General features: G+C 62.3%; 17 protein-coding genes and 1 tRNA gene. 14 read left to right on the top strand and 4 right to left on the bottom strand.

The window, feature by feature from the left end; translation table 11 throughout:
• Window positions 1-25 precede the first annotated feature (25 nt).
• Entirely contained in the window at window positions 26-1,453 is a 1,428-nt protein-coding gene (locus tag DFR34_RS08260; RefSeq protein ID WP_211309338.1) for an MFS transporter, read from the bottom strand.
• A gap of 209 nt (window positions 1,454-1,662) precedes the next feature.
• On the opposite strand from DFR34_RS08260, the gene DFR34_RS08255 reads away from it, so the two are divergent.
• On the top strand, window positions 1,663-2,577 hold the full coding sequence (locus DFR34_RS08255) for a LysR family transcriptional regulator (protein ID WP_245906842.1): 915 nt from the start codon (window positions 1,663-1,665) through the stop codon (window positions 2,575-2,577).
• A 34-nt stretch (window positions 2,578-2,611) separates the two neighbouring features.
• Window positions 2,612-4,585 (top strand): peptidase U32 family protein, encoded by a 1,974-nt coding sequence (locus DFR34_RS08250; RefSeq protein WP_110390672.1) that lies wholly within the window; start codon window positions 2,612-2,614, stop codon window positions 4,583-4,585.
• Window positions 4,586-4,898: 313 nt separating this feature from the next.
• Here DFR34_RS08250 and DFR34_RS16870 read toward each other — a convergent pair whose 3' ends face one another.
• Window positions 4,899-5,093 (bottom strand): hypothetical protein, encoded by a 195-nt coding sequence (locus DFR34_RS16870; RefSeq protein WP_146215101.1) that lies wholly within the window; start codon window positions 5,091-5,093, stop codon window positions 4,899-4,901.
• Window positions 5,094-5,172: 79 nt separating this feature from the next.
• On the opposite strand from DFR34_RS16870, the gene DFR34_RS17750 reads away from it, so the two are divergent.
• From DFR34_RS17750 to DFR34_RS08225, 5 genes are all read left to right on the top strand, one after another.
• Window positions 5,173-6,504 carry a methyl-accepting chemotaxis protein gene (locus tag DFR34_RS17750; RefSeq protein WP_110390671.1) on the top strand — a complete coding sequence of 444 codons (1,332 nt, stop codon included), beginning with the start codon at window positions 5,173-5,175 and terminating at the stop codon, window positions 6,502-6,504.
• A 96-nt stretch (window positions 6,505-6,600) separates the two neighbouring features.
• Window positions 6,601-10,698, top strand: a complete 4,098-nt coding sequence (locus DFR34_RS08240; RefSeq protein ID WP_110390670.1) for a P-loop NTPase fold protein — start codon at window positions 6,601-6,603, stop codon at window positions 10,696-10,698.
• A 24-nt stretch (window positions 10,699-10,722) separates the two neighbouring features.
• A complete protein-coding gene (locus tag DFR34_RS08235; RefSeq protein WP_110390669.1) occupies window positions 10,723-11,061 on the top strand; it encodes a nucleotide pyrophosphohydrolase in 339 nt (112 codons plus the stop codon).
• Complete coding sequence (locus DFR34_RS08230) at window positions 11,058-11,831, top strand: NAD-dependent protein deacylase (protein ID WP_110390668.1); 774 nt, start codon at window positions 11,058-11,060, stop codon at window positions 11,829-11,831. Before DFR34_RS08235 ends, DFR34_RS08230 begins: the two co-directional genes overlap by 4 nt.
• The gene (locus DFR34_RS08225; RefSeq protein ID WP_110390667.1) at window positions 11,828-12,091 is read left to right on the top strand and encodes a YkgJ family cysteine cluster protein; all 264 of its coding nucleotides are present in this window, start codon (window positions 11,828-11,830) and stop codon (window positions 12,089-12,091) included. Before DFR34_RS08230 ends, DFR34_RS08225 begins: the two co-directional genes overlap by 4 nt.
• 159 nt (window positions 12,092-12,250) lie before the next feature.
• Here the strand turns inward: DFR34_RS08225 and cysG are convergent, their stop codons facing one another.
• Complete coding sequence (gene cysG, locus DFR34_RS08220) at window positions 12,251-13,645, bottom strand: siroheme synthase CysG (protein ID WP_110390666.1); 1,395 nt, start codon at window positions 13,643-13,645, stop codon at window positions 12,251-12,253.
• 169 nt (window positions 13,646-13,814) lie between these two features.
• On the opposite strand from cysG, the gene DFR34_RS08215 reads away from it, so the two are divergent.
• From DFR34_RS08215 to DFR34_RS08195, 5 genes are all read left to right on the top strand, one after another.
• Window positions 13,815-14,627: a DUF3025 domain-containing protein gene (locus DFR34_RS08215; protein WP_245906844.1), complete on the top strand. Its 813-nt coding sequence runs from the start codon at window positions 13,815-13,817 to the stop codon at window positions 14,625-14,627.
• A gap of 14 nt (window positions 14,628-14,641) precedes the next feature.
• Window positions 14,642-17,083 carry a tetratricopeptide repeat protein gene (locus DFR34_RS08210; protein ID WP_146215100.1) on the top strand — a complete coding sequence of 814 codons (2,442 nt, stop codon included), beginning with the start codon at window positions 14,642-14,644 and terminating at the stop codon, window positions 17,081-17,083.
• A 10-nt stretch (window positions 17,084-17,093) separates the two neighbouring features.
• The gene (locus tag DFR34_RS08205) at window positions 17,094-17,273 is read left to right on the top strand and encodes a hypothetical protein (protein WP_110390664.1); all 180 of its coding nucleotides are present in this window, start codon (window positions 17,094-17,096) and stop codon (window positions 17,271-17,273) included.
• A 124-nt stretch (window positions 17,274-17,397) separates the two neighbouring features.
• Window positions 17,398-18,327, top strand: a complete 930-nt coding sequence (locus tag DFR34_RS08200; RefSeq protein ID WP_110390703.1) for a polyprenyl synthetase family protein — start codon at window positions 17,398-17,400, stop codon at window positions 18,325-18,327.
• Window positions 18,327-18,539 carry a DUF1289 domain-containing protein gene (locus DFR34_RS08195; RefSeq protein WP_110390663.1) on the top strand — a complete coding sequence of 71 codons (213 nt, stop codon included), beginning with the start codon at window positions 18,327-18,329 and terminating at the stop codon, window positions 18,537-18,539. Before DFR34_RS08200 ends, DFR34_RS08195 begins: the two co-directional genes overlap by 1 nt.
• Before the next feature lie 282 nt (window positions 18,540-18,821).
• Here DFR34_RS08195 and DFR34_RS08190 read toward each other — a convergent pair.
• Window positions 18,822-18,896, bottom strand: a tRNA-Arg gene (locus DFR34_RS08190).
• 51 nt (window positions 18,897-18,947) lie between these two features.
• On the opposite strand from DFR34_RS08190, the gene DFR34_RS16865 reads away from it, so the two are divergent.
• Together DFR34_RS16865 and DFR34_RS08185 are read left to right on the top strand one after the other, a co-directional pair.
• On the top strand, window positions 18,948-19,430 hold the full coding sequence (locus DFR34_RS16865) for a hypothetical protein (protein WP_146215099.1): 483 nt from the start codon (window positions 18,948-18,950) through the stop codon (window positions 19,428-19,430).
• Between the two features lie 54 nt (window positions 19,431-19,484).
• Window positions 19,485-19,799: an H-NS histone family protein gene (locus DFR34_RS08185; protein WP_110390662.1), complete on the top strand. Its 315-nt coding sequence runs from the start codon at window positions 19,485-19,487 to the stop codon at window positions 19,797-19,799.
• Window positions 19,800-21,012: the final 1,213 nt, after the last annotated feature.

The raw sequence follows: 21,012 nt of genomic DNA, 5'->3' as shown, positions 1-21,012 counted from the left end.
TCCTGAATAAATGGCGGAACGGGGATTATCGCGTGTTTGCCGGCGTTTGGCTGCCTGCATCCGGCAAGCGGCCCATGCTGCGCCATCCGGCCAGCCCCACCATCAATACCGCCACGGCAAACGTCAGCCGCATCCCCGCCGCCACTGCCTCGGGCGCAGCGTGGGCCATGTCACTATTGCCCACGCCCCAGGCGAATAGCGCGCCCATCAGCGCTGCGCCGCTGGTCAGGCCCAGATTGCGCGAGACATTCAACAGCCCGGCCAGCACCCCGCGCTGCTGGGGGGCGGCGCATTGCATCATCGCCGTGTTATTGGCGGTCTGGAACAGCGCGTAACTGACCGTCATGCTGACGATGGGCAGCAGATAGCCGGCCAGGCCGCTGCTGAGCGGCAGGCGCGCCAGCAGGGCGGCGCCCACGGCCAGGCCACACAGGCCGCCGCCAGCCACGCGCGGCGCGCCAAAGCGGTCCACCAGACGACCGGCAGGTGCGCTGCTCAACGCGGCGGCCAGCGGGCCAAGCGCCACCGCCAGGCCCAGCTTGCCCGGCGTCAGCCCCAGGGCAAAGGTCAGATAAAACGGCCCGACCACCAGGGTGGCCATCATCACCGTGGACACCAGCAGGCTGCCAAGCAAGCCAGCGCGCAAGGCGGGGTGGCGCAATAGCGGCAGCGGAATCAGCGGCGCGGGCGCGCGGCCTTGCCGCCAGACCAGGCCCGCCGTCGCCAACAGCATGGCCGCCAGCCAGGCCAGGCCGCTGAGGGTGAAGCCGGCGGCGCCGGCCAGCGCATAGCACACCAGGGCCAGCGCCAGCCACAGCGCGCCCTGGCCATCAAACGGCGCAGCCGGCCCGTGGCGCGGTCGGTCGGCGGGCAGGATGCGCCAGCTCAGCAGCCAGGTCAGCGCGCCCAATGCCGCGCTAAGCCAGAACATTGCCGGCCAGCCCGACCAGGCAATCAGCCCGCCACCCAGCGACGGCCCCAGCGTGGAGCCCACCGCCGACAAGCTGCCCAGCCAACCCATGGCGCGGCCGGCGCGCCCTGCCGGCGCCCAATCGCTGACCCCAGCCATGCTCAGCGCCATCATGCACGCCGCGCCCAGCCCTTGCAGCGCCCGCGCGGCAATCAGCATCGGCAGGCTGGGCGCGGCGGCGCACAGCGCCGAGCCCACGCTGAACACGGCGATGCCAATCAAGAGCAAACGTCGGCGACCCAGGCTGTCGCTCAAGCGCCCGACGCTGACGCTGAGCGCAGTAAGGGTAAGCAGATAGCCCAGCGCCACCCACTGCACCAGGGCAAACGGCGCGCGCCAGGCTTGCGCCAGCGCGGGCAGGGCCACATTGCCCAGGCTGGAGCCCAGCGCAGACAGCAGCATGGACAAACACAGGCTGAACAACAGCATGGGCGACCACGGCGGCGGGGCGGGGTCAGCGAGGGGCGAGGAGGATATCGTCATGGCGTGCTTTCGGTGGGTGATTAAGAGCGACTCACAAAACCCAGCGCAGCGGTCCTGGCCAGGCGTGCGACCGCAGACACGGCAAGGTCGCGCAAGCACGCCAGGAGCGTTGTGTGAGCGGCTCTCAGTCAGGCCAGTCTAGGCAGCGGGCTGAGCAGGCGGAAGACGCATGGTTTTCAAGGTATTGTTGCGTGTGGCGCGAGGTATTGATGTGCTACCGTATCCTGATGAACCTTCCGGATTTGAATTTATTGATCACCCTGGATGCTGTGCTCAGTGAGGGCAGTGTGGCGGGGGCGGCGCGGCGTTTGGGTTTGAGTCCGTCGGCGATGAGCCGGGCCTTGGCGCGTTTGCGCGAGGTGACCGGCGACCCTTTATTGGTGCGCGCCGGGCGGGGCTTGACGCCCACGCCGCGTGCCGTGCTGTTGCGCGAGCAGGTGGGGCCGGTGCTGCTGGCGGCGCAACAGTTGTTGCAGCCGGCGGCGGCCCTGGATGTGGCCGGGCTGGCGCGCACGTTCACCCTGCGGGTCAGCGATGGCTTTGTGGATAACTTTGGCCCGACCTTGCTGGCGCATGTCGCGGCGCAAGCGCCAGCGGTGCGCTTGAGTTTTGTGCAAAAAATCGACCGCGACAGCCAGGCTTTGCGTAGCGGGGCGGTAGACCTGGAAACCGGGGTGATTGGCGCGGATTCGGCGCCGGAACTGCGTGTGCAGGCTTTGTTTCGTGATCAGTTTATTGGCGTGGCGCGGGCGGATCACCCCTTGATAGGGCAGTTGCACACCCTGGAGGGCTATTGTCAGGGCAGCCATGTGGCGCTGGCGCGCCAGGGCATGCCGCATGGGCCGGTGGATGTGGCTTTGCAGGCGCTGGGCCGGCAGCGGCGGATTGTCGCCCAGGTCAGCGGCTTTGCCACCGCGCTGGCGCTGGCGCGCGCCAGTGAGTTGATTGCCAGCGTGCCAGCGCGCCACACCGGCCAGTTGCGCGACGGCATGCACAGCTTTGCCCTGCCGTTTGCCGCGCCGACGTTTACTGTGTCGCTGATGTGGCATCCGCGCATGGAAGGCGACGCGGCGCATCGCTGGTTGCGCGGATGCGTGCGGGCGGTGTGCGCGGCTTCGTTATAATCCGGTTTCTTTTTACTCCCCCAGGTAAGCCCCCATGAGTCTGTTGCCGCATCAACTGGAATTGCTGTCCCCGGCCAAAACCACCGACATTGGCCGCGAGGCCATCCTGCACGGGGCAGATGCGGTGTACATCGGCGGGCCGGGGTTTGGCGCGCGGCACAATGCCGGCAATTCAGTCAGCGAGATTGCCCAGCTGGTGGAATTTGCCCACCGCTACCACGCGCGGATTTTTGTCACCCTCAACACCATTCTGCACGACGACGAGCTGGAACCGGCGCGGCAGCTGATTCACCAGTTTTACGATGCCGGCGTGGACGCGCTGATTATTCAAGACATGGGCATCATGGAGCTGAACATCCCGCCCATTCAGCTGCACGCCTCCACCCAGTGCGATATCCGCAGCGCCGACAAAGCGCGTTTTTTGGCCGACGCTGGCTTGTCGCAGCTGGTGCTGGCGCGCGAATTGTCGCTGCCGGACATCCGCCAGGTGGCCGCGCGGGTGGGCGACGCCGCCACCATTGAATATTTCATCCACGGCGCGCTGTGCGTGGCGTTTTCCGGGCAGTGCTATATCAGCCACGCCGAAACCGGGCGCAGCGCCAATCGCGGCGACTGCTCGCAAGCCTGTCGCCTGCCGTACACGCTGACCGACGAACAAGGCCGGGTGGTGGCCTACGACAAGCATTTGCTGTCGATGAAGGACAATAACCAAAGCGACAATCTGGAAGCGCTGATCGACGCTGGCGTGCGCTCGTTCAAGATCGAAGGCCGCTACAAGGACATGGACTATGTGAAGAACATCACCGCCCATTACCGCCTGCTGCTGGACGAGATTCTGGCCCGCCGCCCCGAGCTGGCGCGCGCCTCCAGCGGCGAATGCCATATCAGCTTTACCCCCAACCCGGACAAAACCTTTCATCGCGGCAGCACCGATTACTTTGCCACCGGCCGCAAGGGCGATATTGGCGCCTTTGATTCGCCCAAATTCGTCGGCCTGCCGCTGGGCGTGGTCAGCCGGGTGCACGCCCACAGCTTTGAGCTGGTGTGCCAGGATCCGCTGAGCAATGGCGACGGCCTGAACTTCATGAAAAAACGCGACGTCATCGGCGTGCAGGCCAACACCGTGCAACACCTGGGCGCCGACGCCGACGGCGAGCGCTGGAAAATCACCCCCAACGACCCGGCCGTGCTGGCCCAGCTCAAGCCCGGCATGCAAATGCACCGCAACCGCGACCACGCCTGGGAACAAGCGCTGAGCAAAAAATCCGCCGATCGCCGGGTGGGCGTGTGGCTGACCCTCAGCGACGACGCCGACGGCCTGGCGCTGACGCTGACCGACGAAGACGGCCTGAGCGTCACCCGCCATGCGCCGCTGGCGCTGGAGCCGGCCCGCGACGGCGAACGCGCGCTGGCCAGCCTGCGCGAACAACTGGCCAAGCTGGGCAACAGCATGTTTGTCGCCCGCGACATCACCCTGCGCCTGCGCCAACCCTGGTTTGCCCCGGCCTCGCTGCTGAACGCCCTGCGCCGCGACGCCGTCGCCGAGCTGCAAGCGCTGCGCGTGGCGCAATGGCCGCGCCCGCCACGCAAAACCCCGGTAGAGCCGCCCGCCGCCTACCCAGAAACCTCGCTCAGCTACCTGGCCAATGTGTATAACCACCTGGCCCGCCAGTTTTACACCCGCCACGGCGTCAGCCTGATCGACGCCGCTTACGAAGCGCACGAAGAAGCCGGCGAAGTCAGCCTGATGATCACCAAGCACTGCCTGCGCTTTTCCTTCAATCTGTGCCCGAAACAGGCCAAGGGCGTGAAAGGCGTGATGGGCCAGGTGCGCGCCGACCCGATGGTGCTGAAAAACGGCAATGAGACCTACACGCTGAAATTTGAATGCCGGCCGTGCGAAATGCACGTGATGGGCAAAATGAAAAAACACATCTTCCAATCGCCGCCGCCAGTGTCGCTGCCGGCTGTGGCGCCGGTGACTTTTCACCCGCGCCGGCCCGGCTGAGCACCGCCCCCGTCTGGCGTGATTGCGCACAGCGCGCGCCACGCCACAAAAAAACCGCCCTCCCTGCCCACGCAGAGAGGGCGGTTTTTTTACCCTCACCCCATACCCTGTGGATAACTTACCCACAGGCCGGTCACACCCCGCCAACCATCCCCTTTACCACCCCTGTGGACAGTTTATCCACAGGCAGCTTATCCACAGCCTGCCGCCACCATCCCGCAGTGCGGCAGCCGGTCTTTTGTCAAAAAATATCATATAGAAATCAATATTTAAGCTGTAGTGCGGTGTAATTGCACTGCACCATACTTTCTTCCTATAACCGCAACAGCCACGCATGCATCGCCAGGGCCAGCCAGCGACCACCCCATGCGGAGACACCACTCAGGCCGCCGCTGTGCTGCTGGGCGTGGTGAGTGGCCATCGTCGCCACGACGATATGTAATAAATTTTTTACAAAATACAGTGTTTCACGCACAGCAGCGCGGCCAGAAGCGGATTTTTCCGCCATGGGCCCAGACCCACACGCCGCCCGCCCTGCGCCCAAGCCATCCAATTTCAACCCAGACACCCACAAGGGAGCCCCGACCATGAACTGGCTGTCTACCCACCCCCGCTTTCTGGCCGAACTGGGCCAAACCCTGCACCACGCCGACCCACAGCGCGCCAGCTGGCCGCAAGCCCGCCACCCGGCGCAGCAACAGCTGCTGGACGGCCTGCAACGCCATCTGGCCGCCAGCCAGGCGCGCGAAGCCGCGCTGCAAGCCCAGCTGGACGCACAAAGCGCCGAACTGGCCGCGCTGCGCGCGCAACACACCGCCTTGCAACACGAACAACACACCCTGCAAGTGCGCTTTAGCCTGGTTAACCAAGCCGCCAGCGAAGGGCTATGGGACATGACCGTGGAGGCCGGTGACCCCGTCAACCCGGCCAATGAATTTTGGTGGTCCAATCAATTTCGCGCCCTGCTGGGTTTTCATGACGAACGCGACTTTCCCAATGTGCTGGGCAGCTGGGCCAACCGCCTGCACCCGGAAGACAAAGACCGCGTGCTGGCCGCCTTTGCCGCCCACCTGAACGACCGCAGCGGCCGCACCCCTTACGACATCGACTACCGCCTGCAACTGAAAAACGGCAGCTACCGCTGGTTTTGCGCGCGCGGCGCCACCCAGCGCGATGCACAAGGCGTGCCGCTGCGCGTGGCCGGCTCGCTGGCCGACATCGACGACCAACGCCGCCAGCAAGACGTGCTGCGGGTGACGCTGGAGCGCTTTGACATGGCGCGCGGCATGCTCAGCGAAGGCCTGTGGGACATGGAAGTCATCGCCGGCGACCCGGTCAACCCGAAAAACCCGTTCTGGTGGTCTGATCAATTCCGCGCCCTGCTGGGCTTTAGCGACGAGCGGGATTTTCCCAATGTGCTGGACAGCTGGGCCAGCCGCCTGCACCCAGAAGACAAAGACCGCACCATCCAGGCCTTTGCCGCCCACCTCAACGACACCAGCGGCCGCACGCCCTACCATATTGAATACCGGCTGCAAATGAAAAACGGCGCTTACCGCTGGTTTCGCGCCCAAGGCGCCACCCGCCGTGACGCCCAGGGCGTGCCGCTGCGCGTGGTGGGCGCGCTGACCGACATCACCGCCGAACGCGAAGCCGAAGCCGGCCAAACCTTCAACGCCCAAAAAGAACGCCTGGAAACCAGCCTGCGCGAAATCGGCGCCATCGTGAACACCATCAGCGAAATCGCCAAGCAAACCAACCTCCTGGCGCTGAACGCCGCCATCGAAGCCGCCCGCGCTGGCGAGCAAGGGCGCGGCTTTGCCGTGGTAGCCGACGAAGTGCGCAAACTCGCCGAACGCACCGAAGTCGCCACGGGTGATATTTATCGCATGGTCGGCAAAGAAGCGGCGACGGCGTAAAAACCGGGCGGCGCGACCGCCCTGGCGCGCCGCTCACCCATCCAGCATGCTGGGCGCTACAATAGCCCATCCCCACCCGCCCAACGCGCCCCCAGCATGAACACCCCCGCCAGCCCCAAAATAACCCTGGCCTTCGGCCACGCCCAACTGGCCAAATCCGTGGCCAACCGCATCCGCAAACACTTCGCCCCCGAGGCCCAACGCGGCCACCGCTCCCCGGTCGAACAATCGCTGGTGGTGGGCGTGTTTGGCGAATGGGGCAGCGGCAAAAGCTCGCTGCTGCACGCGGTGAAGCAGGATTTTGAACAGCAACAGGATGAAACGGCCCCGGTGGTGACGGTGTTTTTCAACGCCTGGCGCTATGAAAAAGAACCGCATTTGATTGTGCCGCTGTTGAAGAAGGTGCAAGCGGAGATCAAGCGAGTTGAAGCAGACGCAGAAAAAAACGCCTCGCGCTGGAGCAAAATCAGCTGGATCAGCTTCAAGGAAAAACTCACCAAAACCTACCAAACATTTGGCAACGCCGCCCTGGCCTTTGCCAGCGCCTACGAAGCCACAGTGACATTCAAAGGGGGCGAATATGGCATTCCCTTTGAGTTCTCGCTGAAAACCAGCCCAAAAGCCGCGCTGGAAATGTTTCGCGCCTCGGAAGATCTCGACAAGAAAAACGCCCCCAAGCCAGAACAGGCGCACTACGCCAAACTCGACGAATACGACACCCTCTATCTGGAATTTGAACGCCAGCTGCGCGAGCTAACCGACAGCGACCCGGCGCTGAATCTGCTGTTCTTTATCGACGACCTGGACCGCTGCCTGCCGGAAAAAGCGCTGGAAATGCTGGAGGCCATCAAGCTGTTTTTCGACGTGCCGCGTTGCGTGTTTGTGCTGGCGGTGGACGACGAAGTGGTGGAGCGCGGCGTACAGCACCGCTACCGCGACTATCTGTTTGAAGCCAGCAAGGCCGCCAGCGCCGACGCCAGCCACCGCCTGCCGATCACCGGCGCTGAATACCTGGAAAAAATCATCCACCTGCCGCTGCGCCTGCCGCCAGCGCAAACCGGGCAGGCGGAGCAGTTTTTGCGTGAGCGTTACCCGGAGTTGTTTGACTATCAGGCCACCCACCGCGAATACTTGGCACTGGCGCCCAAAGCGCTGGAAGAAGAGCACGAAGCCGCCCGCCAGCGGCTGGCGCGCCGCCAAGCCAAAGTGAAAGATGGCCATGACGAGCCAGAACGAGACGAGGCAGAAACCACAGCCGTCCGTCATGCCAAACAACTGCTGCGCCACGCCCAGCAACAGCGCGACCTATGCCAGCTGTTTGCCCGCGCCGTGCCGCCAGTGCCGCGCAAGCTCCAGCGCGCCGCCGAACTGCTGCATATGCTGCTGGATGCCAGCCAGCAGCTTGGCCTGGGCATCGACCAGCAGCCGAGCAAAACCCTGCTGCTGGCGCGGCTGGCCATCTGGCAATGCTTCGCCCCCGAGCTGTTTCGCCTGTGCCGCCGCCAGCCCAGCCGCTTTTTGCGCATTGCCCAGTGGTTTGCCGACGGCCAGCACGATTTTGGCCTGATCGACACCGACGAAAACACCGAAAAAAACCTCTACGGTGAAAGCCGGGGCGAAGCGCTGGCCGCACTAAAAGACCTGCGCCGCCGGGTGGCCGCCTCGCGCCGCCAGCGCAGCGAATTCGACCTGCACGCGCTGTTCACCGCCTACCCCAGCGACTTTAACAGCGACGAAGACCACGCCAAGCTGCGCCAAGGCGACACGCCACTTATCCCCGCCTGGCACGACCCGGCCTTGCCGGGGCAACTCGCGCAACTGGGCATCGACACGGCCATTGATGAATTGATTTTGCAGGCCCATAGCGCTCACCCTGGCCAGCACGCTGGAGTCATGTACGGCCGGGTAGCCGATGTAGACGAGTTCCTCCAGTTGCTATTCAGCAACAACCCCGCCGACCAGCAAGATGCGCTGCACAACCGCCTGCAAGGAGGGCCATTGCCGCCGCCGCTGGTCGAGCGAGTGGTGCGCCATGATGGGTTTACGCAATCCAGCCCGCATTGGCTGGGGCAGCTGTTGACGCAATTGGCGCCACTTGAGGCACGGGCTTTGCCGCCGGTTTTGGTGAAGTTGGCGACGCATCGCGGTTGGTTAACCGCCTGCGCCTTCTCCCCTGATGGCCAGCACATCCTCACTGCCAGCCACGACAACACTGCCAAACTGTGGGATGCTCACTCTGGCGCGCTGCTGTGCTCTTTCGACGGCCATACCGATTGGGTGAACAGCTGCGCCTTCTCTCCTGACGGCCAGCACATCCTCACCGCCAGCGATGACAACACCGCCAAGCTGTGGGATACCCACTCTGGCGCGCTACTACGCTCTTTCGACGGCCATACCGATTTGGTAAACAGCTGCACCTTCTCCCTCGATGGCCAGCACATCCTCACCGCCAGCAACGACAAGACCGCCAAGCTGTGGGATGCCCACTCTGGTGCACTACTGCGCTCTTTCGACGGCCATACTCGTTCGGTTGACAGTTGCGCCTTCTCCACCGACGGCCAGCACATCCTCACCGCCAGCGATGACAACACCGCCAAGCTGTGGGATGCCCACTCTGGCGCACTACTGCGCTCTTTCGACGGCCATACTCGTTCGGTTGACAGTTGCGCCTTCTCCACCGACGGCCAGCACATCCTCACCGCCAGCCGCGACCACACCGCCAAGCTGTGGGATGCCCACTCTGGTGCACTACTGCGCTCTTTCGACGGCCATACCGATTGGGTGCGCAGCTGCGCCTTCTCCCCCGACGGCCAGCACATCCTCACCGCCAGCAACGACAAGACCGCCAAGCTGTGGGATGCCCACTCTGGTGCACTACTGCGCTCTTTCGACGGCCATACTCGTTCGGTTGACAGTTGCGCCTTCTCCACCGACGGCCAGCACATCCTCACCGCCAGCCGCGACCACACCGCCAAGCTGTGGGATGCCCACTCTGGCGCACTATTGCGCTCTTTTGACGGCCATGCCCGTTGGGTGAACAGCTGCGCCTTCTCCCCCGACGGCCAGCGCATCCTCACCTCCTGTGACGACAAAACCGCCAAGCTATGGAATGCCCACTCTGGCGCGCTGCTGCGCTCTTTTGACGGCCATACCGATTCAGTGCGCAGCTGCGCCCTCACCCCCGACGGCCAGCACGTCCTCACCGCCAGTGCCGACAACACCGCCAAGCTGTGGGATGCCCACTCTGGCGCGCTACTGCGCTCTTTCGACGGCCATACCGCTTGGGTGAACAGCTGCGCCTTCTCCCCCGACAGCCAGCACATCCTCACCGCCAGCGGTGACAAGACCGCCAGGCTGTGGGATGCCCACTCAGGCAAGCTACTGCGCTCTTTCGACGGCCATACCAGTTTCGTACTCAGTTGCGCGTTCTCCCCCGACGGCCAGCACATCCTCACCGCCAGCCACGACCACACCGCCAAGCTGTGGGATGCCCACTCTGGCGCGCTGCTGCGCTCTTTCGACGGCCATACTCGTTCGGTGAACAGTTGCACCTTCTCTCCTGACGGCCAGCACATCCTCACCGCCAGCGATGACAACACCGCCAAGCTGTGGGATACCCTCTCTGGCGCGCTACTACGCTCTTTCGACGGCCATACCGATTTGGTAAACAGCTGCACCTTCTCCCTCGATGGCCAGCACATCCTCACCGCCAGCCGCGACCACACCACCAAACTGTGGGATGCCCACCCTGGCGCGCTACTGCGCTCTTTCGATGGCCATGCACATTGGGTAAATAGCAGCGCCTTCTCCCCAGACGGCCAACACATCCTCACCGCCAGCAACGACTGCACCACCCGCCTCTGGGACGCCAGCACTGGTGAACTGATCCACACCCTCTTCATCTCACAAACCGACAATCTCGCCCTCTCCTGGCCCGCCCGACTGCAAGATTTTCAAGGTCGCCGCTGCACCCTGCGCGCCATCGACCCCGATCAGCCCATCGACCTAAGCAAGCCCCGTAACTGGATCCTCCAGGACCAACGCCTGGCCGAGCGTCAACCCGTGCGCACCTGGCCGCTGGATGTGCTGATCAGCCGTTATGGCGATGACGAATCACAAGCGCTGCTGGCGCAGGCGCAGGCAGGTGATGTTGACCCCAACCCCCTCCCTTCACCCCCCGGCGCGGTAAAATAGGTTTTTTTAACTGCCGCGCCCGTGATGCCCACCCCACCGCTTGACCTCTCTCCGCTGCAAGCCCAGTTGCGCGCCTTTGCCCAGGTGCGCAACTGGCAGCCGCACCACACCCCGCGCAATCTGCTGCTTGCCCTGGTGGGCGAGGTCGGCGAGCTGGCGGAAATCCTGCAATGGCGCAGCGACGCCGAGCTGGCTGCGCTGGCGCAGGACAACCCGGCCGAGTGGGAACACCTGGGCGAAGAGTTGGCCGATGTGCAGATTTATCTGGCGCGGCTGGCCGATGTGCTGGGGGTGGACATGGCCGCCGCCGTGGCCGACAAGCTGGACAAAAACGCGCGCAAATACCCGGAGCCCCAATCATGATCGCCCGCCCTCACGCCCCCACCGACGCCAGCGCCGCGCTGGACACCCTGGCCGGCTGGCTGGCCAGCGCCCGCCATGTGGCGGTGCTGACCGGCGCCGGCATGAGCACCGAATCCGGCATCCCGGATTTTCGTTCGTATCAGGGGCGCTACACGCAAAACGCCAGCCTGGCCGATGTGCTGTCGATTGACTATTTTTTGCACAACCCGGCGGCGTTCTGGGAGGCGTTCAAAGAGATTTTCGAGCTCAAGCTCACCGGCGACAAACAGCCCAACGCCGGCCATCGCTTTTTGGCCTGGCTGGCGGCGCAGGGCAAGACGGTAAGCGTGCTCACCCAGAATATCGACGGCCTGCACCAGCGCGCCGGCAGCGAACAGGTGGTGGAAGTGCACGGCACGCTGCAACAGGCGCTGTGCCCGGCCTGCGGCCGCATGCACGATCTGGCCCATGTGCTGGCCGAGCCGCTGCCGCGCTGCCTGAGCTGCCACACCGCGCTCAAGCCGGACGTGGTGCTGTACGGCGAGGCGGTGCACCGCTTTGACGAAGCGCTGACGCACACGCTGGCGGCCGATGTGCTGCTGGTGCTGGGCTCGTCGCTGGAAGTCGGCCCGATCAACCTGCTGCCGCTGGAAGCCCAGCGCCACGGCATCCGCTGCGCGCTGATCAACCTGGACGCCACACGCATGGACCGCTGTTTTGACCTGATCCTGCGCGCCCCCATCGGCCAAACCGCCCAGGCGCTGCAAGCGCGGCTGGAAGGCAGCCGATGAGCGCGGCGCTGGCCTGCCGCGACGGCTGCGGCGCCTGCTGCATCGCCCCGTCCATCTCCAGCCCCATCCCCGACATGCCAGCGGGCAAACCGGCCGGCGTGCGCTGCGCGCAACTGGACGAACACGCCCGCTGCCGGATTTTTAGCTCACCGCTGCGCCCGGCAGTCTGCGGCGGTTTGCAGCCACAGGCAGAGATGTGCGGGGAAGATCAGGAATACGCCATGCACTGGCTGACGCGGCTGGAGCGGTTGACGGGGTAGTACAGCCATGCGCCCACAGGGCGGGCGCTGGCTTCCCGACACAACAGGCAAAGACGGCTTAGCGTCGCTCACAGCACTCAGCACAGCGCCCTTGGCCAGGCGCACAGACCGCAGACTGTACGGCTTGCAACAACGCCAGGCGCGTTTGGTGAGCGGCGCTTAGCCCACCCGCCCCGCCCCATCAAACCAGGCCAAGGTCCCGGCCAGTTTCACCACGTCGCCGACGATAATCAGCGCCGGGGATTGAATCTGGTGTTCGGCAATCAATCCGGGCAGGGTGGTCAGGGTGCCGGTCAGCACGCGCTGGGCGCGGGTGGTGGCGCGTTCGACCACGGCGGCGGGGGTGTCGGCGGCTTTGCCGTGCTCGATCAGCGCGGCGCACAGCGCCGGGGCGGTGGACACGCCCATATAGATCACCACGGTTTGCTGCGGGCGGGTGATGGCGGCCCAGTCCAGGTCGATGCTGCCGTCGCGGCGGTGGCCGGTGACAAACACGCAGGATTGCGCGTGGTCGCGGTGGGTGAGCGGGATGCCGGCGTATGCCGCCGCGCCGTTGGCCGAGGTGATGCCGGGCACCACTTCAAACGGGATGCCGTGTTCAGCCAGGGTTTCGATTTCTTCGCCACCCCGGCCAAACATGAAGGGGTCGCCGCCCTTGAGGCGCACCACGCGCTTGCCTTCTTTGGCCAGACGCACCAGCAGGCTGTTGATGTCTTCTTGCGGCAGGGTGTGCTGGCTGGCGCGCTTGCCCACATAAATGCGGTCGGCGTCGCGGCGGGTCAGCTCGACGATTTCCGGGGCCACCAGATTGTCGTACAGCACCACATCGGCCTGCTGCATCAGCCGCAGCGCGCGGAAGGTGAGCAAATCCGGGTTGCCGGGGCCGCCGCCCACCAGATACACCGCGCCGACTGGCGGAGCGTTGTGCTCGGCCAGCGCGCGGTCGAAATCGGCGCGGGCACGGGCTTCGTCGCCGTTCATCATTTGCTCGGCCCAGGGGCTGGCCAGCAGGCGCTCCCAAAAGCCACGGCGCTGGTTGGCGTCGGGCATGGCGGTTTTCAGGCGCGGGCGCACTTCCTGGCCAAAGCGGCCCAGCCGCGCCAGGCCGGCCGGCAATAGCGCCTCGATTTGCGTGCGCAGCCAGCGCGCCAACACCGGCAGACCGCCCGATGAAGAAATGGCAACGATCACCGGCGAGCGGTCGATAATCGACGGCATGATAAAGCTGCACAGCCGCGGGTTGTCCACCACGTTCACCGGGATGTTTTGCGCCATGCACAGCGCGCTGACCTGGGCGTTGACGGCTTCATCGTCGGTGGCGGCAATCACCAGGCGCTGGCCGGCGATATCCTCGGGCATAAAGCCACGCGCCAGCTGGCGCACGCCGCCGCTGGCGATCCACTCGGCCAGCTCGGGGTGGCATTCTGGCGCGACGATGGTCAGCCGACAGCCCGCCTCGTGCAGCAGCCGCGCCTTGCGCAAGGCCACATCGCCGCCGCCCACCACCAGCGCGGGCGCGCCGCGCATTTTCATGAAAATCGGTAAAAAGTCCATCGCACGCTGCTCTTGCCGCCGGACGGGCCAGGCGGAATATTGAATTTGGGGATTTCATCATAGCATTGCCGGGCGCCGCGGCTGCGCTGGCGGCGATTTGACGGCCTTGGCCACATCGGCCACGATAACGGCCATTGCCATTGTCCTGAACGAGATTGCCTTGCCCCAGGTGTTCACCGCCCCTGCCGATTGGTCCACCGCCTGGCTGAGGCGCCCCGCTTACGCCGTGTGGGCGGCGGTGGCTCAGCCGCTGGCGGCGCAAACCGACTGGCCCGAGCAAGCGGCGCTGGATGCGCTGTTTGCCCAGGCGCGCGCCGCCGGCTGCCTGCTGCCGCCCGGCCTGCGCTGCGTGCTGGATTTGCAGCCCGACGCCTATTACGAAAGCCATATCGCCGCCACCGGGCAAGTGCCCACCCGCGCGCGCAACTGGCATGATTTATTCAACGCCCTGGCCTGGCTGGCCTGGCCGCGCCTGAAAACCGCGCTGAACGCCCGCCATCAGGCGGCCATCGCCGCTGGCGAAGCCAAGCGCGGGCCAATCCGCGACAGCGCCACCTTGCTGGACGAATGCGGGCTGTTGATGCCCTATGCCGAGCGGACGCTGGCCGAGGCGGTGGACGGCATGCGCTGGGGAGAATTATGGCAAGACCGCCGCGCCGATTGGGGCCGGCTGATCGACGCCTATCCGCTGGGCCATGCGCTGCCGGAGATGCTGCTGGCGCCGTTTATCGGCCTGACTGGCAAAGCCTGGCTGCTGCCAGTGGACGCAGACTTCTTTAGCCTACCCTTCCATACCCGGCTGGCCAGGCTGGACGCCCTGGCGGCCGAGCGCCTGAGCACGCTGGACCGCCCCTCGCGGCTGGCGCCCTTGCCCGTGCTGGGCATCCCCGGCTGGCACGCTGACGCGCAGGACGCCGGGTTTTACGCCAATGCAGATTATTTTCGACCCAGCCGGCGCGCGCCGTCGGTGTGGGCAGCCTGAACCGTGAGCACACCATGAGCACGCCCTCGATCCAAACCCGTCTGCAAGCCGCGCTGGCGCTACAACACGCCGGCCAGTTTGCCCAAGCCATCGACGACTATCTGGACATCCTCAGCCAACACCCCGACCAGCACGACGCCCATCATCAACTGGGCGTGGCCTACTGGAACCACGGCCAGCAAGAAGTGGCGCTGACTCACTTGCAGCGCGCCTTGCAGGCGCCACAAGTGCCGGGCGGGTATTGGCTGGCGGTGGTGGACGCGCTCACCGGCCTGGGCCGGCACAGCGAGGCGCAGCACTGGCTGGTGAAGGCGCGCCAGCGCGGCCTGCCGGCCAGCGAGCTGCTCGGGCGGGCGCAAGCCACCAACCCGCCGCCAGAGGTGCAGGAACAGATGTTCGCCCATATGCAGCGCGAAGAACTGGACGCCTGCCGCGCGCTGACCCACCCGCTCTTGGCGCAATACCCGGCCTTTGGCCATGGCTGGAAAATGCTGGCCTATCTGTTTCAACTGAACGGCGAATACCAACCGGCGCTGGAAGCTGGCCAGCAAGCGACATTCTGGCTGCCCGACGACCCGGAAGTGTTCAACAACCTGGGCATCAGCGCGCGCAGCGTGGGCGAGCTGGCGCTGGCCGAGCAAAGCTATCGTCAGGCGCTGGCGCTGGACCCTAACCGGGTGGACACCCATTACAACCTGAGCGCGCTGCTCTACGAACAAGGCCGCCGCCGCGAGGCCGAACCGCCGTGCCGCCGCGCGCTGGAACTGCGCCCCAATTACCCGGCCGCGCTGAACAACCTGGCCAATATGCTGCGCGAGCGCGGCGAGCTGGGCGAAGCCGAAGCCGTGTGCCGGCAGGCGCTGGCGCTCAAGCCGGACTATGTGCTGGCGCACAACAATCTGGGCATCATCCTGCACGGCCAGGACCGCAGCGACGAGGCCGAAGCCAGCTACCGGCGCGCGCTGGCGCTGGTCCCCACCGACCTGAAATCGCTGAACAACCTGGGCAATCTGCTGAAATCGCGCGGCCGGCTGAACGAAGCCGCCGACTGCTACCGCGCCGCGCTGCAACAAGCGCCGGACATGGCCGAGCTGCACGGCAACCTGGCCAATGTGCAAAAAGACCTGGGCGAGCTGGACGCCGCGCTGGCCGGCTTTAGCCACGCCATCCGCCTCAAACCAGCCCAAGCCGACACCTGGCACAATCTGCTGCTTACCCTGCAATACGCCGACCACGCCCGCGCCGCCGACTGCGCCCACTGGCACCGCGCCTTTGCCGAGCAATTTGAAGCCCCCTGGCGCGGCCGCGTGGCCGCCCACCCCAACAGCCGTGAGCCGGAACGCCGGCTGCGCGTGGGCTGGGTGTCGGCGGATTTTTGCAATCACTCGGTCAGCTACTTCACCCTGCCGCTGCTGCAAGCGCTGGCCGCCCGCCCCGACCTGGGCCTGGAGCTGTACGGCTACAGCCAGGTCCTGGTGCACGACCTGCTGAGCAAACAGCTGGAAGCCTGCTGCACCAAATGGCGGCATGTGCTGGGCCTGAACGACGACGAGCTGGAAAACTGCATCCGCCGGGATCAGATCGACATCCTGATTGACCTCTCCGGCCACACCGCCAACAACCGCCTGCCGGTGTTCGCCCGCAAACCCGCGCCGGTGCAAGTGGGCTGGCTGGGCTACCCGGACAGCAGCGGGCTGACCCACATCGACTGGCGCATCACCGACCGCCACGGCGACCCCGAAGGCGCCGACGAGTATTACAGCGAAAAACTCTGGCGCCTGCCCGAGGTGTTTTGCTGCTACCGGCCGATGATCCGCTTTCCGGAAAAACGCCAGCACCCCGACTACGCGGTGTGGCCCACGCCCGCGCTGGAAACCGGCTACCTCACCTTTGGCTGCTGCAACAATATCGCCAAACTCACCCCCACCACGCTCAAGCTGTGGGCCAAAGTGCTGCACGCCGTGCCCAACAGCCGCCTATTGCTGGAACTGGCCGGACTGGAACAAAGCACCCTCAGCCACAAACTGCTGGCCGACTTCGCCGCCCTGGACGTGCCCGCCGAACGCCTGCAACTGATCCACCGCGACCGCGCCTGGCAATACCGCCGCTACCAGCAAATCGACATCGCCCTCGACCCCTTCCCGGCCAACGGCGGCACCTCCAGCTGCGACGTGCTGTGGATGGGCGTGCCACTGGTCACCCTCAGCGGCGAACGCTTTGTCTCACGCATGGGCGCCACCCTGCTGCACGCCGTCGGCCACCCGGAATGGATCGCCCACACCGCAGAAGAATATGTGCAAATCGCCCAGCGGCTGGCAGCGGATGTGCCGGCGCTGAACGCCATCCGCGAAGGACTGCGGGCAGAAACAGAAGCCAGCCCGCTGATGGATGAGGCGAGGTTTGCTGAGGTGTTTGCGGGGGCGTTGAGGGGGATGTGGCGGGAGTGGTGTAAGTAGTATTTCTTGCATGCATACGATGCAGACAAAGCAAACACTGACAAACAAAACACCACCATGCCAGCCAAGACAGCACATCTGCGCCGTTCAGGAAACCCAGGCCCTGCTGTCGATGCTCGGCATGCGCGGTGCCATCCACGCCGACCTGGCCGAGCCGTTGGTGGCGTGCGCCAAGGCACTGGATGGGTAAGCGGTGTTGCTGTGCGCCATCCGCCCACCCCGCCCGCAGTCTGGTATGATTGCCAGCTTGTTTTCAACCCGCCGTCGAGCTGCCCGTGACCGCACCGCTGTTTCGCCAACTGATCGCCGATGACATGCACGCCGTGGATCAAGTGATTCGCCGCAGCCTGCATTCGGACGTTGTCCTGATCCGCCAGGTGGCGGAATACATCATCGGTGCGGGCGGCAAACGCCTGCGCCCCACCCTGGTGTTGCTGGCGGCGCGCGCGCTGGGCGCCTGTGGCGAGCAGATTCACACCCAGGCGGCGATGATCGAATTCATCCACACCGCCACCCTGCTGCACGATGATGTGGTGGACGAATCCGCGCTGCGCCGGGGGCGCGACACCGCCAATGCGCTGTTTGGCAACGCCGCCAGCGTGCTGGTGGGGGATTTTCTGTACACCCGCGCGTTTCAGATGATGGTCGGCACCCAGGATTTGCGCGTGCTGGACGTGATGGCCGAGGCCACCAACATCATTGCCGAGGGCGAGGTGTTGCAGTTGCTCAACATCGGCAACACCGATGTGGACGAAGACGCCTATCTGCGCGTGATCCAGTACAAAACCGCCAAGCTGTTTGAAGCCGCCGGCCGCGTGGGCGCCATGCTGGCCAAGGCCACGCCCGAGCAAGAGGCCGCGCTGGCCGCTTATGGCATGCACCTGGGCACGGCCTTCCAGATTATCGACGATGTGCTGGATTACTCCGGCGACGCCGCCACCATTGGCAAGAGCCTGGGCGACGATCTGGCCGAGGGCAAGCCCACCTTGCCGCTGATTTATGTGATGCGCCATGGCGAGGCGGCCGACGCCGAGTGCGTGCGCCATGCGCTGTCGCACGCCGACCGCGAACACTTTGCCGCCGTGCTGGCGGCAGTGCAGCGCAGCGGCGCGCTGGACTACGCCCGCGAACAGGCCCGCTTGGCCGCCGAACGCGCCGTCAGCGCGCTGGACGCCATCCCGGACAGCGACACCCGCACGGCGATGATTGAGCTGGCGCGGCTGTCGGTGGCCCGCGAAGCCTAATGGCCGGCGTCATCCTTACCCCCGGCGTGGACAGCCCCTGCGTGGCGCGCTGCTCCACCGCGCTGGGCGACGCGGTGTGCAAGGGCTGCGGCCGCACGTTTGAAGAAGTAACGTTCTGGAATGTGATGGACGACGCGCAAAAGCAAGCCGTGCTGGCGCGCATCACCGCCGAGCGCGCTGCGGCCACACCGCCGGACATGCCTGCGGTATAATATTTTTCTTGGGTCGGCGCTCGCTGACCTTGGCGCAAGTCCCTGTAGTTAAATGGATATAACGGCCCCCTCCTAAGCGATTCTGGAGGGGATCGCAACGATGCTAAGTTGTTGATTTTACTGGATCATCACCCAGTCAAATCCTTCCAAATCCACCCAGTTCCAAGCCAGTCTTGGAACAAATTTGGAACCAGAAGGCACAAAAAAACCACCTCGGAAGGTGGTTTTTTTATGGTGTGCCGATAACTTAGAGCTATCACCAGAAGCACCGTGATAGTGCTTTGGCGTCCCCACCAGGAATCGAACCTGGATCTGATTCTTAGGAGGAACCTGTTCTATCCATTGAACTACAGGGACTTGCACACAGCCTGCTAGTATAGCAACCAACACCCTCTTGGAACAAGATGTATGGTAGAAGAACAACTGCTTAATTATTTGAAAGAAAAGACAAAAGGTAAGTTGTTGATGTCGCCAGAACAACTTGCAGAAGAAATTGGAATTCCAACTAAGCAACAATCCAAGCTAAGAAAGGAAGGAAGATTTCCTATTCCATTCAAGAACATTGGAAGGCTTGTTTACTACTCAATTTATGATGTTGCTAACTTCTTGTTGAATGGTGAAACAACACCTTCTGAGGAAGTTCAAGAAGTAGCACCAGTGGCCACAGTAACAAAACCGAAAGTCAAGAAGTCACCAAGTAGCACGGTTCAGGATCTATCTCACATCTTCATGGTCCGCGCCTTTGCTCAATCTTTGGAAGACAGAGCAACAGCAATGTTGCAGTTGTCTGATAGCTTGAAGAAGTATGCCAACTCCTATGAATTGAAAGAGCGGTTTGAAAACAAGTTCTCTTCAAAAGGAAGTCAGAGCACCAATGATGGAAAAATTTAGTGTTGTGTGATAATAATTGAAACCACACTTCATCACTTCATCAAGGACCCCAGAATGACCACCTATGCTGAACTTCAAGCACAAATCAAGAAGCTTCAAGAGCAAGCTGAACAGGTTAAAGCCAAGGAGCTTGAAACTGTCGTTGCAGACATCAAGAAGAAAATTTCTGAGTATGGGTTGACTGCTGAACAGCTTGGTTTTTCCTCAGCAACTGGGAAGACTTCAAAAAAGGCAGCTACCAAAGAAAGCACCGTGATGTACAAGAAAGGTGATCAAACTTGGTCTGGTGCTACTCGTGGTCGCAAACCTGATTGGGTGAAAGAAATTCTTGAAGCAGGTGGAGACATTGAAGAATATCGTGTGAAGTAAGAACTTCCAGCACAAAACAAAAAGCCAGTCAATTGACTGGCTTTTATTTTCTATTACCAGCTATTGACAATTATTAAATTTTCAATATCTTGGTAATAACAGTTTCCGAGGCTGTGTAATTGGATAATATTAAATTTTAACAATTTGTCAAGACAGAATATTAAAAAATTGCTCAACCAGTGAAAAAACTGTTGAGCAATTTTTTTTGCTCTGAGAAGACAGATTGAAGTGTTATATGTCAATGGGCAGTGAGAGTAATCAAACGACTAAAAAGCCCCATGCCTCAGTTTCGGTCAATCTGTGAAGAAGACATGAATTTGGAAGTGTTTGTTCTTGGTTGCATAGCGACGAATGAAGAAACAGAATTTAAGTGATTGGGTATTAATTAGCAACCAGGAAGAATCCTGTGACCCACACAACAGACAATTTCAAAGGAATGGAAGTATTCAATCAGTCATTTGTGTGACTAAAATAGCATGGCTCATTAAAGTGAGTAGTTTGGCGCAAATATACAGCGACACGGCATAAGATAAGACCGATCGGTAACAGTCGAGAAGTTACCACCAACAGCCAAATGAACGAGCCCAATAGCACAAATGCCCTTGCATAGCAGTGAGGGAGTTACTTTCAAGCTACTGATGACAGGTTATTCATGACGACCTGTTTAAGCGAGATGTTGGGCGGTGCTAGCAATATAGGTTTAGGCTTAGTTCAGAAATGAGCGTCTTGGATACCCTGCACCCTACCGTTAGATTGGTAGAAAGAAACCAAGATTCGGGCAAGTTACTAACGGCTTGCAAGGGCCATTTTTCAAGAGAATGAAAATAGGCAAAGCGGAATTGCACTAGAACTCAAATTCGTGAGATTTTTCTAGTCAGCAAGGGATAAGGCTTTGCCTATTTTTCGTAGAAAAATAGCAAAGCCATGTACTTAATATAAGCATAATTAATAAATAGTACCTAGCAATAATGAATTAAGAGTACAGCAAAGAATAAATTAAACCCACAAACAACAAAGAAGGAAAAATTGCTACGGCGAAAAATTTGACAAGTTGAAAGCTACTTCATATAAAAAACAAAACAAAAAGGTTAGAAAACTATTTAAAAGTGAAACAATTCAAGAAGGTGTTATGGCGATTGGAGTTCAGGTTATGTCTATAAACATCATTATAAACATACTCGGATTGATAGCCAAGGTTCCAAAAGAAAATCTA

It is taken from the genome of Rivihabitans pingtungensis (assembly GCF_003201855.1).
Taxonomy (GTDB): domain Bacteria; phylum Pseudomonadota; class Gammaproteobacteria; order Burkholderiales; family Aquaspirillaceae; genus Rivihabitans; species Rivihabitans pingtungensis.
The sequence above is the reverse complement of the archived record's forward strand: the minus strand, read 5'-3'. Positions and strand labels throughout refer to the sequence as shown.